General features: G+C 42.8%; 16 protein-coding genes. 4 read left to right on the top strand and 12 right to left on the bottom strand.

What is annotated here, in order from left to right; translation table 11 throughout:
- Positions 1-20: 20 nt before the first annotated feature.
- Both ACXABW_RS00765 and ACXABW_RS00760 read right to left on the bottom strand, forming a co-directional pair.
- Positions 21-1,076 carry a glycosyltransferase family 9 protein gene (locus ACXABW_RS00765; protein WP_457523528.1) on the bottom strand — a complete coding sequence of 352 codons (1,056 nt, stop codon included), beginning with the start codon at positions 1,074-1,076 and terminating at the stop codon, positions 21-23.
- Positions 1,077-2,171 (bottom strand): glycosyltransferase family 9 protein, encoded by a 1,095-nt coding sequence (locus ACXABW_RS00760; RefSeq protein ID WP_457523527.1) that lies wholly within the window; start codon positions 2,169-2,171, stop codon positions 1,077-1,079.
- A 69-nt stretch (positions 2,172-2,240) separates the two neighbouring features.
- Here ACXABW_RS00760 and ACXABW_RS00755 point away from each other — a divergent pair, with 69 nt between their 5' ends.
- Positions 2,241-2,972 (top strand): 3-deoxy-D-manno-octulosonic acid kinase, encoded by a 732-nt coding sequence (locus ACXABW_RS00755; RefSeq protein ID WP_457523525.1) that lies wholly within the window; start codon positions 2,241-2,243, stop codon positions 2,970-2,972.
- On the opposite strand, the gene ACXABW_RS00750 is transcribed toward ACXABW_RS00755, so the two are convergent.
- The 5 genes from ACXABW_RS00750 to ACXABW_RS00730 are packed head-to-tail and all read right to left on the bottom strand — an operon-like array spanning position 2,911 to position 8,162.
- A complete protein-coding gene (locus tag ACXABW_RS00750) occupies positions 2,911-4,140 on the bottom strand; it encodes an O-antigen ligase family protein (protein ID WP_457523524.1) in 1,230 nt (409 codons plus the stop codon). The genes ACXABW_RS00755 and ACXABW_RS00750 overlap by 62 nt on opposite strands.
- A gap of 12 nt (positions 4,141-4,152) precedes the next feature.
- The gene (locus tag ACXABW_RS00745; RefSeq protein ID WP_457523523.1) at positions 4,153-4,875 is read right to left on the bottom strand and encodes a glycosyltransferase family 25 protein; all 723 of its coding nucleotides are present in this window, start codon (positions 4,873-4,875) and stop codon (positions 4,153-4,155) included.
- Entirely contained in the window at positions 4,872-6,167 is a 1,296-nt protein-coding gene (gene waaA / locus ACXABW_RS00740; protein ID WP_457523522.1) for a lipid IV(A) 3-deoxy-D-manno-octulosonic acid transferase, read from the bottom strand. The genes ACXABW_RS00745 and waaA overlap by 4 nt, the downstream gene beginning before the upstream one ends.
- A 12-nt stretch (positions 6,168-6,179) precedes the next feature.
- A complete protein-coding gene (gene waaF / locus ACXABW_RS00735) occupies positions 6,180-7,229 on the bottom strand; it encodes a lipopolysaccharide heptosyltransferase II (RefSeq protein ID WP_457523520.1) in 1,050 nt (349 codons plus the stop codon).
- Between the two features lie 12 nt (positions 7,230-7,241).
- On the bottom strand, positions 7,242-8,162 hold the full coding sequence (locus ACXABW_RS00730; protein ID WP_457523519.1) for a glycosyl transferase family 90: 921 nt from the start codon (positions 8,160-8,162) through the stop codon (positions 7,242-7,244).
- Between the two features lie 149 nt (positions 8,163-8,311).
- On the opposite strand from ACXABW_RS00730, the gene ACXABW_RS00725 reads away from it, so the two are divergent.
- On the top strand, positions 8,312-9,079 hold the full coding sequence (locus ACXABW_RS00725) for a glycosyltransferase family 25 protein (protein ID WP_457524926.1): 768 nt from the start codon (positions 8,312-8,314) through the stop codon (positions 9,077-9,079).
- Positions 9,080-9,082: 3 nt separating this feature from the next.
- Here ACXABW_RS00725 and mutM read toward each other — a convergent pair whose 3' ends face one another.
- From mutM to radC, 5 genes are all read right to left on the bottom strand, one after another.
- Positions 9,083-9,892 (bottom strand): bifunctional DNA-formamidopyrimidine glycosylase/DNA-(apurinic or apyrimidinic site) lyase, encoded by an 810-nt coding sequence (gene mutM / locus ACXABW_RS00720; protein ID WP_457523517.1) that lies wholly within the window; start codon positions 9,890-9,892, stop codon positions 9,083-9,085.
- 20 nt (positions 9,893-9,912) lie between these two features.
- Complete coding sequence (locus ACXABW_RS00715; protein WP_252029004.1) at positions 9,913-10,392, bottom strand: hypothetical protein; 480 nt, start codon at positions 10,390-10,392, stop codon at positions 9,913-9,915.
- Positions 10,393-10,550: 158 nt separating this feature from the next.
- Positions 10,551-10,718, bottom strand: coding sequence for a 50S ribosomal protein L33 (gene rpmG / locus ACXABW_RS00710; RefSeq protein WP_002535344.1), 168 nt, complete (start codon positions 10,716-10,718; stop codon positions 10,551-10,553).
- 13 nt (positions 10,719-10,731) lie between these two features.
- Complete coding sequence (rpmB, locus tag ACXABW_RS00705; RefSeq protein ID WP_004728407.1) at positions 10,732-10,968, bottom strand: 50S ribosomal protein L28; 237 nt, start codon at positions 10,966-10,968, stop codon at positions 10,732-10,734.
- A gap of 312 nt (positions 10,969-11,280) precedes the next feature.
- Positions 11,281-11,955, bottom strand: coding sequence for a RadC family protein (gene radC / locus ACXABW_RS00700; protein ID WP_252029003.1), 675 nt, complete (start codon positions 11,953-11,955; stop codon positions 11,281-11,283).
- Positions 11,956-12,165: 210 nt separating this feature from the next.
- On the opposite strand from radC, the gene coaBC reads away from it, so the two are divergent.
- Positions 12,166-13,383 (top strand): bifunctional phosphopantothenoylcysteine decarboxylase/phosphopantothenate--cysteine ligase CoaBC, encoded by a 1,218-nt coding sequence (gene coaBC, locus ACXABW_RS00695; RefSeq protein WP_457523516.1) that lies wholly within the window; start codon positions 12,166-12,168, stop codon positions 13,381-13,383.
- A 118-nt stretch (positions 13,384-13,501) separates the two neighbouring features.
- Positions 13,502-14,092 carry a nucleoid occlusion factor SlmA gene (gene slmA, locus ACXABW_RS00690; RefSeq protein ID WP_252029001.1) on the top strand — a complete coding sequence of 197 codons (591 nt, stop codon included), beginning with the start codon at positions 13,502-13,504 and terminating at the stop codon, positions 14,090-14,092.

Below are 14,092 nucleotides of genomic sequence, written 5' to 3'. Positions count from 1 at the left end.
TATCCTATATATTCCGTTTCTTATCGCACCGCTGACTTTTCAGCTTGTGGTGCAGTCAATACTTTATCGAATTGCTGCTTAACTAACTCGACAGAAATGTTCGACATTAAATCAGCGCCTTTTACCCTAGCACCCCAAGGTAATTCAGACACAGCTTTACCATATTGAGCTTCTGCAATTTGCTCATAAACAGAGGCCACATACGGCAAACCGTTATAAGGGCCAGTTCGGTGAGGATTACTATGAGCATAGAGACCAATAACTGGCGTGCCTTGCGTCGTCGCTATATGGGCAGGGCCTGAATCTGGAGCAATCACAACCTCTGCTTTTGAGAGTAGAGCCGTTAATTGTTTGAGGTTTGTCTTCCCAACTAAATTATGAATCGATGCCTTTGCAAAACCTATGATGCTATCTGCTAGGCGATACTCTCTCTCTGTAGGGGCACCACAGAGCACTACTTGATACCCTTTTTTCGCCGCATAATCGGCAATACTCGCATAACGCTCCGGAAGCCAATTGCGTTCATCTTTACTGGCTGCTGGACTAATTACAATGTAGGGTTTTCCCCCAAGTAATTCCAGCATTGCGTAATCACTCTCGGCCAGAGGGATACTCCATTTAGGCTCTTGAGTCGGGCAATCCAAATAAAGGGCAAACTGAGCGAAATTGTCGAGGACATGGGGGGCGCCAGTTGCAGGCAACTTAACATTAGTAAATAGCCACTGGCCTTCTTTTGCTCTACTCCAGCTAAATCCAACTCGCTTTCTGGCTTTAATCCCTAGCGTTAACAAACTTGCTCTCAGTGCAACCTGCATATGCAGTAAGTAATCAAAGCACTGCCCTTGAAGCTGCTGCCACACCTCCTGCATCCCTTTAAATCCGCGTTTTTTATCAAAGACAACAATATTGATCCCCTTAAGGTCGCCTAATAATTGCGCTTCAATACTTCCCATTATCCAAGTGATATTACAGCTTGGGTAGCGTCGTTGAATCTGCTGCACGACAGAAAGCGCATGACAAACGTCGCCTATCGCAGAAAGCCTCAATACACAGATATTTTGTGGTTCGGGAATCATTTATTTATTCTCTTGCAGAGGAATCATCGACTTAACAGCTCCGACGACAGCATCAGGGGTAATATCTTGTAGGCATGGAGAATAGAAGTCATCACTGATCTTGCATTTATTAGCATAGCATGGCACACAACGGCGCTCCGATTGAACCAAATGCACGTTACCCACTTCTTGGCTTTTCAGCCCATTATCATACAAGTTGGAGGTGACATCGACAGGATGACGATAAGGCCATGGAGCCCACATACTCGCTGGTGCAACACTAATGATCGAGACTATAGGTATCGGATAACCTGATGCCATATGACCAGGCCCACTATCAGGGCCAACGAAGCCCATACTATGTTTAAGTAGTGTTGAAGTCTGCGCTAAAGATAACTCCCCTAGTACACAATGCAAATTTGATGAAGAGGGGATTTTGTCCAAGATCTCTTTAACGATCATCTCGTCCCTTGGTACTGGAGCTCCAGTTAATACTATTTGATATCCGAGCTTCAAAAGGTCTTGAATAAGTTCAATCCAATACTCTACTGGCCATTGTTTTATTTCATTCGAGGAAGGCGCATGTATAACAATATATTGCTCTGGTAATCTTGAACTAACCACATGAGGCAGAGGCTCCTCTGGAGAAATGAGCCCTGGCACGAGCGTGACACCTATCTTACTCATCATTCGCGCAGCGCGGCTCATCTTATGTTCAAAACGGTCTTGCTCAATAATTCGCAAATCAAAAATAAACTTTTTTAGCCAGGCTCCTGGCAAAGATTCATCTACCGCCCCTAAGCGACTCCGCCCAAAAAGAAAACTGTAGATAGCCGTCCTATCATTCAGCATTTCATTTACAACTAAATCATAGCGCCCACGCTTTAATACCTTGATGTAGTCATTCAATTTAGGCCGCTGGGGTATTTCAACCAGTTCATTGATGTCGGGGTTGGTTCCAAACACCATTTCACCACGAGCATTTACAAGCACATCTATAATAGCCGACGGATAAGCTTCCCTTAAGCTACGCGTAAAAGCAGAGATCAGTAGGCTATCACCAATACAATGGGTCGCCACAACCAGAATCTTTTGGTAAGTTTTCGAATAGCTCATTTGCAGTAAGTATTTGATATAATCTTAAACCTAGTATGCCATAAACAACCCAAAACGAGACAGAGATTCATGTTCACAGAGAAACAAATCGGAGACACAACCTATTGGTATGACCCGGCTCTTTTAACAGAAAGTGTAGAACAGGCCTTTTCGATCGAGTTTTGGAAACAACAGGAGGCAGTTCTTGGTTACGCAAAAGGTAGGGGGACTACCTGGTTTGTCCAAGGAGAGAAGCTTGCTTTTGCACTGAGGCATTATCGCCGTGGCGGCTTGTTCGGTAAATTGATTGAAGACAAGTACTACTTTTCTAACTTACAACAAACGAGACCCTATCAAGAGATTCATGTCCTTGACTCTCTTATTCGAAGTGGTGTCAATGTTCCTAGACCTATTGCGGCGAGAGTAAAAAAAGGTGCCCTAACTTATCAAGCTGATATTTTGGTTGAGTTACTTTCCGGTGCGAAAGATTTGGTAGCCATTTTACAGTCTGGGCCATTAAGTATAGAAAGCCTAACGTCTATCGGCCGTGAAGTCCGTAAGATGCATGATGCTCGAATCAATCATACCGACTTGAACATCCATAACATTATGATCGACAAAAAAGGAAAGGTATGGATCATAGATTTCGATAAGTGCTACCTACAACAAAGGGGGAGGAACTGGGAAGAAGATAACTTGAAAAGACTGAAGCGCTCTTTTGAAAAAGAACGCCTCAAGCACCATTTAAGTTTTTCTGAAGCTAACTGGAAATCTCTGCTTTCTGCGTATCGTTCCGGGGAAAACTCAGTATTAAGAAAATAATATTAATAGCGTAGTAAACCGAAGTACTTATTCCCATCAGAGGGGCTTCTGTAAAGCCTATCAGGATAAAACTACCTACAAACATGATTACTACACCCGCATTCTGTGCTGTTTTACTGGTGCTCTGCTTTAGTGCCAACCACAAAGGCGTAAAATACAAGGTAAGAACTAACACTAGTCCAATAAGACCTTTTTTAGCTAAAGCATTAACAACCTCGTTATGCATAGAGTGTTTACCATCTTTTAAGTACTTTTTACTTAACTTAATTTCTCCTTGCTCATTCAAGCTTTTTTGAAACTCCAATCGTTTGTCATACCCTAGACCGAAGATTGGGCTTTCTATAAAGCTCAACCACCCGCTTTTTAGCATGTTTAACCTTAGATTGGTCGATGTCATTTTTGAGTCATCAATATGCTCAATATCCTGTACTGCTCTTTCAACTAACTCAGACTTCATGATGGAACTAACGGATGCCACCGCGAGTACAATAGCCAAGCTAAAGATACCTAAAACATATTTCTTGCGAAGCTTACCAACCAATAAGATAAATAAAACGAGCAATACCGGTAAGCACAGCAGCATCACTTTAGAGCCAGACATATAGCCTATGATGAACGACAGAATTGAAAGTAGAAAAGACAAACTTGCTATAGGCCAATTATTTTTATTCGCCTGGTATAAAGAAGAGTAGGCAAGTATTAATGAGTTAATGAATGCAAAATATGCTACCGAGAGAATATTGACTTCTTCACCCAGTAGTTCTCCTCGATACCTTGGTAGATCGAGGTAATACCCCAAGTAAAGAGGATAAGCAATAAACCCTATTACCGTCGCGACCATCACTCCGTGGATATAGTCTTCTATATTGACCTTTTGCCTAGATATGAGGAGTAAAACGATCCCACATAACAAATATCTAGACGGCGCATCTAATGCAGCCAAACGCCCTTGATCAAGAATCACATTAGGAATAGCAAGAAGAAACGCCGCAAAAAATGAAAAAGCAATAATTTTGCTGTTTTTAGGGATAAGTTCTTTATTATTTCTTAATTCCCACAAGCCACAAAAAAGAAGTACAGCTAATATAACAACCATAGCTGAGTGGCCTATAAACGCTGTGGATGGAAAAGCGATTACGCAGCCTCTTATAATTGTATTAACCTTCAAACCTAACCCTTCCTAAAATAAATCTTTCTGTTTTCGACTTAGATTACTTAGAATGTTTCTTCTATAGAAATGCTTAATTGAACTTCTTACCCTGTAATATAACCCAGCTTTGGAGCCATTTAACTCACTAGAGAATAGCCCCTTCTTACTTCCCTGAGAAAGTAATGGTGGTTGACACCAAAATATCTTATATCCTAATTCCCTATTGAAATTACCTATATAAGCATCAATAGGATCATCAACAACAATAGATTCCATCTTTCTTACCATCGCTTTTGCGAATGCTAAGTTATACACCAAACCACCCGTCAACTTATTTACGGAACTCTGATATAGCAGCTTACCCTTTTTCCTTGTACTAACAGGAACTGACGTCGCAGCATCTTCAATATTCACAACGTAGAACTTTTCTAACGCCAACTCTTGTTGGACTTGCTCTAATTTAGAAATAAAGCCTCTGCCCAATATCACATCATCTTCTAGCACTAACACTTCAGGTATTTCGTTCTCAACCACTTCTTTCATAACCAAGTAGTGCTTATAAAAGCATGACTTTTCAGGTAAGCGCAGCACGTCTCCAAAAAAACCATCGATGACTTCGTCGCCGAGGTCATCAATATCACCACGTAGCATGTACTCATACTCAGTTATGCCATGCAAGGGTAAATGGCGGTCAATATGCTCCCGACGCTCCTCATAACCTTTACTAACATGTATAACAAACGTTTTGATCATTTTCTGGTCTCATTAATCATTGAAGTTGCGACATCTAGCGTTCGCCCCAGTGCCCCTTGGTTTTTTTGAACTATACCATATGCGTTAGAGCCTAGCTCTTCTCTCCCAGTGAGAGACACAAAAAAGTTGTAGGCTTGCTCAGAAAGCTCATTACTATCTTCGACTACCTCAAGAGCTTTTGCTGCAATCAATTGCTTCGCAATATCGGCAAAGTTAAAGTAGCTTGGTCCCGTTAGGCAGTATTTCTTCAGTAAGGCTGGCTCTATATAGTTGTGCCCACCTACTTTTTTCCCCAGCAGAGTCCCCCCCATAAAAACAAGATCACTTGCCGCAAGCATTACCATTAGCTCGCCCATGGTATCACCCAGATACACATCAACATTGTTATTTGTTGTTTCTCCCGAAGAGCGTCTCGAAACAGAAAAACCACTATCAATAATCAGCTTTTCTACATCATCGAATCTTTCTGGGTGTCTAGGGACTAAAATAAGAAGGGCTTCTGGCAACTTGGACTTAAGCTTTTCAAACGCTAATAAAACCTGTTCATCCTCTCCTTGATGAGTACTTGCAGCGATCAGTACTTTCCTGTCAGATCCCAAGTTTGACCTAAGCTCAATTCCTTGGTCCAGAACACGATTATCAACACTAACATCGTATTTGATAGAACCCGTAGAAATAACCTTTCCCTTGGCTACTCCAAGAGATTCAAACCGTTGCTTGTCGTCGTCATGCACTGCTAAGATCATATCCATCTTATTTAATGTAGGTGCCATCAGCATTGCTAATCGATCATAATTACGCGCAGATTTTGCGGACAATCGTCCATTTACAAGCGTAATGGGGACTCCAGACTTAGCGACAGAGTGAATGGTATTAGGCCAAATCTCTGTCTCAATAATGAATAACGCTTCAGGGGTCACAACACGTAAAAAGCGGTTAACACACCAACTAAAGTCAATTGGCATATAGCGATGTTGAACGTTTCCTTCAAAAGCAGAGACTTGTTCTGCACCAGTGCTTGTGGTTGTAGTCACTAACAACTGTTTATCTGGGTACGCATCTTGAAGGGAAGCAACAAACTTCTTAGCCGCTAGAACTTCACCTACTGATACTGCATGAACCCATATCACCTCTTTCCCCAGAGCCTGAAGAGGCGGAACAAAGCCGAAATGTTCTTTCCAGCGTTTGCCAAATTTGGGTTTGTTTGGCTTTGAGCGATAGAGTCCAAACAGTAGTAGCGGACTTACCATCGCTAAAACAATGGTGTAACACCAACGTATAAGTGTCGCCATATTCTATGCATCCTACTCGACTTTTAATGCATCAAACCCTTCAATTGCTGACACTACTCTTTCTGGCATCAGTTCAACTAAACAGTTCATATGCTGCTTTGGACAAGTCCGCTGAAAACAAGGGCGACAATCGATATCAGTATTTAATACGGCCAATTTTTTAGTAAGCGGTGGCGTGTATTTAGGGGAACTGGAGCCATAAACAGCAACCACATTACAACCAACAGCTGCAGCCACATGCATCAGTCCAGAGTCATTGCTTACAACAGTCTTACACGCCCCAATCAAGTCTATTGCTTGAATTAAGCTCGTATCACCAGCTAGATCAAAGCAGTATTGTTGCTTATCTTCAGGCACCTGCTCGATAATTTGAGTCGTAACTTCTTTATCTTTTGCAGAACCGAACAACCATACTTGATAGCCTTTTTGGATCATTTCCGTAGCGACATAAGCAAAGTGATTATCAGGCCAACGTTTGGCCGGCCCAAACTCTGCTCCCGGACATAAACCTAAAATAGGCCTACCTTTGTTAAGGCCGAATTGGCTCATCGCATCAGTTTGAGTTGACTCCAGTACATTAAGTGCTGGATAAGGTAACGTTGATAACTCACCCAAGCAGCCACTTCCTGTCATGCTTGTTTTTGAGTGTGCTAAAGCAACATACCGCTCCAACATATATTGAAAAGATTTCTTGTTGGTTCGAATATCATTAAGTAACCCATAACGCATTTCTCCTTTCCAACCAATCCGCTTAGGAATTTTGGCAAAGAAAGGAATTAAAGCTGATTTTGCTGAATTGGGCAGCACGTAAGCAACATCATATTCGGTGCGTCGAAGTGATTGACCGATTTGATACCGAGACTTTAAACCAAACTGCCCATGCCCTAGCGGCATCTCAAGTGCCTGATTAACTTGTGGCATTCTCTCAAGAATGGGTTTACACCACGCCGGAGCCAATACATCAATTTGAGCTTCTGGGTTTTTCTTTTTTAGTTCGATATACAAACCTTGAGACATCACCATGTCTCCAACCCATGACGGGCCAATAACTAAAATTTTCATTTTGTTTTGCTCTTAATGAAACTGCCCAGATAATCTAAAGTATTTTTGGAGAGCTTTTACACATACTAGCTGCTCAAGTGATTCATCTTTAAACGGCTCTAAATACTCATGTGCATTGCGAACAATCTGCTCCGCTTCTTTAGGGTTAGCTAGATAGTGTTGGATTTTTTGTTCAAAATCCGACCAATCATCTTTTACTTCGATATAATGGACTCCTGGCAGTAAAGTTCCTTCCATATACCATGTTTCAAACTTCATCTTTGGTGTCACAACAACCGAGTTAGATGACATCGCCCATTTTAGATTGGAAGCAACATCATTGCCCTCTAAACAAATCAAAAACTTATATCTGAGTTGTTCCTCAACGGACATAAATTCCTTTTTCCATTCTGGATTTGTTTCTGAAGGATTTGACTGCCCAGCATCAACCAGTGGGTGTCCAAACATTTGCTCCATAAAACGAATACGGTGAGGCTGCGTCACCGCCCCTCTAAATACTGCTTTATCTTCTTTTTCCGCAAAGCTCAACTTATCATCAACAAATCGAAAGTGGCGGCGCTTATCGAGTTTAAACAACACTGAATTGTTGTTATTACCAGCAATAGGGCGCGCTTTGAATAAAGTTGGAATTGACTCAATATGAGTCTCATCGCCAAAGTAGTAACTGAGCTTATAATGCTTAGGAAAATAATATAAAAACTCTTTAAGATCAAAGTAATAGGATGTAAACCCTTTACGTTTATAATCGTTGATCGTGGTACTCAACCTACTACTTTCAAATTGATTTAGATCTTTCACATAATAATCAACGCGGCTTTGGATATAGCTACCTCTATCACTATATTGCTGCTCGAGCTTTTTCAGCTTTTTTTTAAATACATAGCGAGGGGTAAGCGCTAATATGGCGTGTTTTATGTAGTAGAATAACTTCATTGACAATACACTCATCAAAATAACGTTGACATACTGTTTATGGTAGAATGTCAAATCTAACCTTAAATTATATCAGATTTACCCCTTTGACACATGTCACTTGAATAGATAAGTTGAGCACTCTAATTTTGAGCAAATTTAACGATAAAATGAAAGCATACTGCATAACTCTCAACGGTTGCGAAGACAGACAGAAGACAACAGAAGAAGTGCTTGAACGTGCTGACGTAAAAGTAGATTTTTTCATAGGTGTCGATGCCAGAGTAGATACGCACCCTCTCCTAGAGAGGTTTAGAGAAAGAGCCTTTCTACTCAACATGGGGCGCCCTGGTGCTATCGGAGAAGCAGGCTGTTATGCCAGTCATTATCTGATGTGGGAAAAGTGCGTCGAGCTTGATGAGCCGATCATCATTTTTGAAGACGATTTTGACATCGATGCGGACATGTTTACCAAAACACTAGAGATAACCGAAAAGCACATTGATGATTGTGGATACATTCGGATAGAAAACGCAGATAACCACGATATGTTTTACCAAGTCCGTACCTATGGTGATCAGCGATTGGTAAAATACTTAAAAATCCCGCAGTGTATGACAGGATACGCAATCTCACCGAAAACAGCCAAAGCATTTATCGAACACAGCAAAACTTTTGATTACCCTGTTGATGTGTTCCTGCGTAATGCTTGGATCCACAAACAGCCGATCTTTGGAGTGTGCCAATCCGGTCTATGGGGCGGGAACAAACCTTCCGTTATTGGTAATCGCAAACGTCAAGGTAAGAAGGATTACTTTGTTGCGACAATGAAGATCGTCAACAAAATCAAAAATATGACTTTGAATCTTGCAACGAACTTCTATCACTTAAAGTTGCTCGGAAGCGATTATAAGCCGACTAAATTGTGGAAGGGATAGCCACTAAAGCTGACAACTAGAGCAGAAGAAAGTGTTTCGTTGGCCAATTTTCTGCTCTTCAATTTCTTGACCACAGCTTGGACAGGCTTCTCCAGCCTTACCATACACCTGTAATTCTTGAGCAAAGTAGCCAGGCTTTCCGTCGGCTTGAGCGAAATCTTTTAACGTTGTTCCACCTTGTTTGATCGCAGTATCAAGTACTTGCTTTATTTCTTCTACCAGTAGTTTCCATTCTTTGTTGGTGAGCTTACCTGCTGCTCGCGTAGGATGAATTCGCGCACTAAACAGTGATTCATTGGCGTAAATGTTGCCGACGCCAACGACGACCTTGTTGTCCATAATGAACTGCTTCACCGCAACACGTTTCCCTTTGGCTTTTTCGGCTATGTAGTCAGCATTGAACTCTATGGTTAACGGCTCTGGCCCCATATTCTCTAAGACTTTATGGCTCTCTTCACTTGCTTTCCACAACCAGGCACCAAAACGACGAGGATCGTTGTAACGTAGTACCTTACCGTTGGAAAGCTTAAGATCCACATGATCGTGTTTAGCGGCCGGAAAGTCGGCGTCCAATACTCTCAATGAGCCAGACATACCTAAATGAACAATCGCATCACCGGCATCGGTTTCGATGATCAGATACTTTGCACGCCTTGAAATATCACGAATCACCTGCCCTTCAAGTAATTTAAGCTCTTGAGGGATATCCCAACGAAGCTTGGCGGTTCTAAACGTAAAGCGCTCAATGGTTTCACCTTTCAAATGAGGCGTGATCCCCATTCTACTGACTTCAACTTCAGGTAACTCAGGCACAGTGTTTCTCTATGTCATCTCTAAAAGGTGGGAATAAGATAACTTGCATCGACCGATACCGCTATCCATTTGTCTTGCCAGTTCTTCAGCAACCAGAACTGTGGGGTTTGATAAAGCGTGATCCTTTGAGGCTCTTCAAGATCGGCATACCACACTTCTATCGTTTTAGGTTCTCTAAGTGCAGCACCTAACGACTGTTGCGTTCGCTCGTCGACTTCGGTTCCAACCAGCGATTGCCATCTGGCAGCCAGTTCTTCAGGGGCAATATTACTCGGCTTAGATATACGCCAGCGATTTTGATTTTTCTCTAACGACCAGTCACTAAAATGCAGCGCCTGTAACTCGGCATTCGGGTTAATAAGATACGGGAATGTACTTTGAGGTTCTTCGACCAAGTAGGTTTTAATGATCGTAGGCAGGTTGAGCACTGCGATAAACGCTATCACAGCCAGCATAAGAATGTTGTTCCAGCGGCGGCGTCTGGCAGGAGAAACTCGCATAATTCAGAACCTTTACATTTTCGTTGTCATAAGTTCAGTATAAAGGATTGAAGTGTAAGCAGCGAGAAGTAGCCTGAGACCAAAAACAAAAAACCCAGCTCGAAAGCTGGGTTTTACGCAATCTTCTCTAAACAAGAAGCTTCAAAGAGTTCAATCAATTACTTGATTTTCGCTTCTTTGTACATAACGTGTTGGCGAACTACAGGATCAAACTTTTTGATCTCGAATTTGCCTGGCATGTTACGCTTGTTCTTGTCAGTTGTGTAGAAGTGACCAGTACCTGCAGAAGATACTAGACGAATTTTCTCACGAATGCCTTTAGCCATTGCTTAATTCCTCTTAAACGTTTTCGCCACGTGCACGGATATCAACAAGAACAGCATCGATGCCTTTCTTATCAATGATACGCATGCCTTTAGCAGTTAGACGTAGTTTAACAAAACGTTTTTCGCTCTCTACCCAGAAACGATGAGTTTGTAGGTTCGGCAGAAAACGACGCTTAGTAGCATTTCGTGCGTGTGAACGGTTGTTACCCGTTACTGGACGCTTACCAGTTACTTGGCATACTCGGGACATGAATGTCTTCTCCAAATCGTTTCAGCTCGATATCAACCTTGGTGGCCGAACCTCGCAATCTATAAGAAGTTGAGGTCGAAAACCGTTATGGAAAGTCCATACAAGGCTATCAAAGGTCGCGCATTATACTAACTTGACACGCATTGCTCAAGACCCGAACAGATCCTTTTTACAGGTTTTCGTGATCTTTTTTTAAGCAGGGCTACTTTTCTTTAAAAAATTAAAGCTCAAGCAATCAAAGCTGAATAAGGTTGATAATTTTAGTGGCGGGATGATAACAGATTTTTAGCAACTAACAAGCCAAAATGTGATTCAAATCCATCCACGTTCCGCAAAGGAAACCACTTCACCATCACCCACAACGAAGTGATCCAGCACCCGGATATCCACTAAGGCCAGCGCATCACTCAATCGACGAGTAATTCGTCTATCAGCTTGGCTAGGCTCAGCAACGCCTGAAGGGTGATTATGCGCTAAAATAAGGGCGGCTGAGTTATGATGAAGTGCCCGCTTTACAACCTCTCTGGGGTAAACGCTGGCAGCGTCTATCGTTCCCTCAAACAGGATCTCATCTTGAATCACACGATGTTGGTTATCTAAAAACAGGATATAGAATGCTTCCCTTTGACGATCACGCAATATGCTCGAAAGATAAAGCTTGGTATGTTCCGGGCTAGTCAACGCATCTCCTCGCTGTAGCGTTTCAGCTAAATAGCGCTGCGTCATTTCTAACACCGCCTGCAACTGGACATACTTCGCCTCTCCAAGCCCTTTGTGACTACAGAACTCCTTCTTACTTGATGAAAATAACTCACGCAGTGAGCCAAACTCTTTAATCAAACGGTCAGATAGCTCAATGACATTCATCCCCTGAGTACCGGTTCGTAAAAATATCGCTAATAACTCCGCGTTAGTCAGCGATGAAGGGCCATGACTCAGTAATTTTTCTCTAGGCATAGATTCATTAGGCAGTGACTTGATACTCATGGTGAACTCCTTTTCAACTCATCAGCAAGCCTATGAAGTTTGCGGGCTAAACTCATTTCGTTAAGCGGGAGCTTCGAATGACTTGGCTTGGTGTTGAAATTGATGTGTCTAACACTATTGGCTAGCGCTGAGCAGACGCAAGGCGTGTTGACTAGCAACGCGATTCGCCTCCATGCTATCTTAGCCGCAGAGATTTGAAGGAATAACAACATGCAAACACTAGCGGGCAAAAAGATCCTATTAGGGATCAGTGGTGGTATCGCCGCATACAAATGTGCAGAGCTAACACGTCGATTGATTGAGCGCGGCGCTGAAGTTCGTGTCGTCATGACCAATGCTGCCAAAGAGTTTATCACCCCACTCACCATGCAAGCCGTATCAGGCCATCCAGTTGCTGACAGTTTATTAGACCCTGCTGCAGAAGCATCAATGGGGCACATCGAGCTCGCCAAATGGGCCGATTTAGTACTGTTGGCGCCGGCTACGGCAGACTTAATCGCTCGTATGGCGGCCGGAATGGGCAACGACTTACTTTCGACCCTAATCCTAGCTACCGACGCTCCTGTGGCCGTTTCCCCTGCAATGAACCAACAGATGTATCTAAATACAGCGACTCAAGAAAACATCGCCACTATAGAGCGCCGAGGTATGCACATTTGGGGGCCAGCAGCGGGCGAGCAAGCATGTGGCGATATAGGCCCAGGTAGAATGCTAGAGCCAATGCAGTTGGTTGAACTGAGCGAACAATTCTTCCAAGATAGACAGGTATTTCAAGACAAACCTCTGGAAGGAAAATCCATTCTTATCTCGGCAGGGCCGACGCGAGAAGCACTCGACCCTGTACGTTACATCACCAACCATAGCTCTGGGAAAATGGGCTTTGCTCTCGCCGCAGCTGCTAAACAGCTTGGCGCACACGTAACTCTCGTGAGCGGCCCAGTTTCGCTACCAACACCAGATGGTGTTTCTCGAACGAATGTTGAGAGCGCGATAGAAATGCACAAGTCAGTGCTCGACTACGCCACATCCCATAATGTATTTATCAGCTGCGCGGCCGTGGCAGACTACCGCCCTGAGATCGTCGCCGATCAAAAAATCAAAAAAACCGACGAGAGTGATCAAATGACGATCAGTATGGTGAAGAATCCAGATATCGTCGCATCCGTTGCTAGCTTACAAAAAAACCGACCATTTACAGTTGGCTTCGCAGCAGAAACGCAAGATGTAGAGCGGTATGCGCGTGGTAAATTAGCAAGAAAGAATCTTGATATGATCTGTGCAAATGATGTTTCTGTTGAGGGACAAGGCTTTAACAGTAATAGCAATGCGATTACTATCTACGACAAACAAGGTGAACTTGAGTTACCTTTGGCATCAAAAAACGAGCTTGCAAAAGCAATAATGATGCATATAAACGACCGTATATAGCACCAACTTCAATCATTTATTATTAAATACTACGCAGTCGAATCACTGTTCGTTAAACTAGCCGCTTAGCGAACAGTAACCTGTCTATTCAATATGTTGTAATAAAAAGGAAGAGGCCATGGCCGGCACAAGAAAATCAAATCGTCGTGAAGAGATCTTACAAGCACTGGCTGAAATGCTAGAGTCCAATGACGGTGCCTCACGCATCACGACGGCAAAACTGGCTAAACAAGTAGGGGTTTCTGAAGCAGCACTTTATCGACACTTTCCTAGTAAAGCGCGTATGTTTGAAGGCTTAATTGAGTTCATCGAAGAATCTTTAATGTCGCGCATTAATCGCATACTTGATGATGAAAAAGATACGTTAAACCGCATTCGCCTTGTGCTGCAGCTTATCCTTGCGTTCTCTGAGCGTAACCCAGGCCTAACACGTATCCTTTCCGGACATGCCTTAATGTTTGAAAACGAGCGACTGCGTGAACGTATTAATCAATTGTTTGAACGTATTGAAACTCAACTACGCCAGATCTTACGTGAACGCAAATTACGCGAAGGAAAGTCATTCCCAGTTGATGAAACCATTTTAGCAGCACAGCTATTAGGGCAAGTAGAAGGCAGCTTAAACCGCTTTGTACGCTCAGACTTTAAATACCAGCCAACGGCCAACTTTGACGAATACTGGGCGCTATTAAGTGCTCAAATACAGTAA

This window comes from Vibrio paucivorans (genome assembly GCF_054053395.1).
The sequence above is the reverse complement of the archived record's forward strand: the minus strand, read 5'-3'. Positions and strand labels throughout refer to the sequence as shown.

Excerpts from the sequence above, each read along its gene's own strand:
- ACXABW_RS00765 (WP_457523528.1), bottom strand. The coding sequence starts at position 1,076 with ATGATTCCCGAACCACAAAATATCTGTGTATTGAGGCTTTCTGCGATA.
- ACXABW_RS00760 (WP_457523527.1), bottom strand. The coding sequence starts at position 2,171 with ATGAGCTATTCGAAAACTTACCAAAAGATTCTGGTTGTGGCGACCCAT.
- ACXABW_RS00755 (WP_457523525.1), top strand. The coding sequence starts at position 2,241 with ATGTTCACAGAGAAACAAATCGGAGACACAACCTATTGGTATGACCCG.
- ACXABW_RS00745 (WP_457523523.1), bottom strand. The coding sequence starts at position 4,875 with ATGATCAAAACGTTTGTTATACATGTTAGTAAAGGTTATGAGGAGCGT.
- waaA (WP_457523522.1), bottom strand. The coding sequence starts at position 6,167 with ATGGCGACACTTATACGTTGGTGTTACACCATTGTTTTAGCGATGGTA.
- waaF (WP_457523520.1), bottom strand. The coding sequence starts at position 7,229 with ATGAAAATTTTAGTTATTGGCCCGTCATGGGTTGGAGACATGGTGATG.
- ACXABW_RS00730 (WP_457523519.1), bottom strand. The coding sequence starts at position 8,162 with ATGAAGTTATTCTACTACATAAAACACGCCATATTAGCGCTTACCCCT.
- ACXABW_RS00725 (WP_457524926.1), top strand. The coding sequence starts at position 8,312 with ATGAAAGCATACTGCATAACTCTCAACGGTTGCGAAGACAGACAGAAG.
- ACXABW_RS00715 (WP_252029004.1), bottom strand. The coding sequence starts at position 10,392 with ATGCGAGTTTCTCCTGCCAGACGCCGCCGCTGGAACAACATTCTTATG.
- rpmG (WP_002535344.1), bottom strand. The coding sequence starts at position 10,718 with ATGGCTAAAGGCATTCGTGAGAAAATTCGTCTAGTATCTTCTGCAGGT.
- rpmB (WP_004728407.1), bottom strand. The coding sequence starts at position 10,968 with ATGTCCCGAGTATGCCAAGTAACTGGTAAGCGTCCAGTAACGGGTAAC.
- radC (WP_252029003.1), bottom strand. The coding sequence starts at position 11,955 with ATGAGTATCAAGTCACTGCCTAATGAATCTATGCCTAGAGAAAAATTA.
- coaBC (WP_457523516.1), top strand. The coding sequence starts at position 12,166 with ATGCAAACACTAGCGGGCAAAAAGATCCTATTAGGGATCAGTGGTGGT.
- slmA (WP_252029001.1), top strand. The coding sequence starts at position 13,502 with ATGGCCGGCACAAGAAAATCAAATCGTCGTGAAGAGATCTTACAAGCA.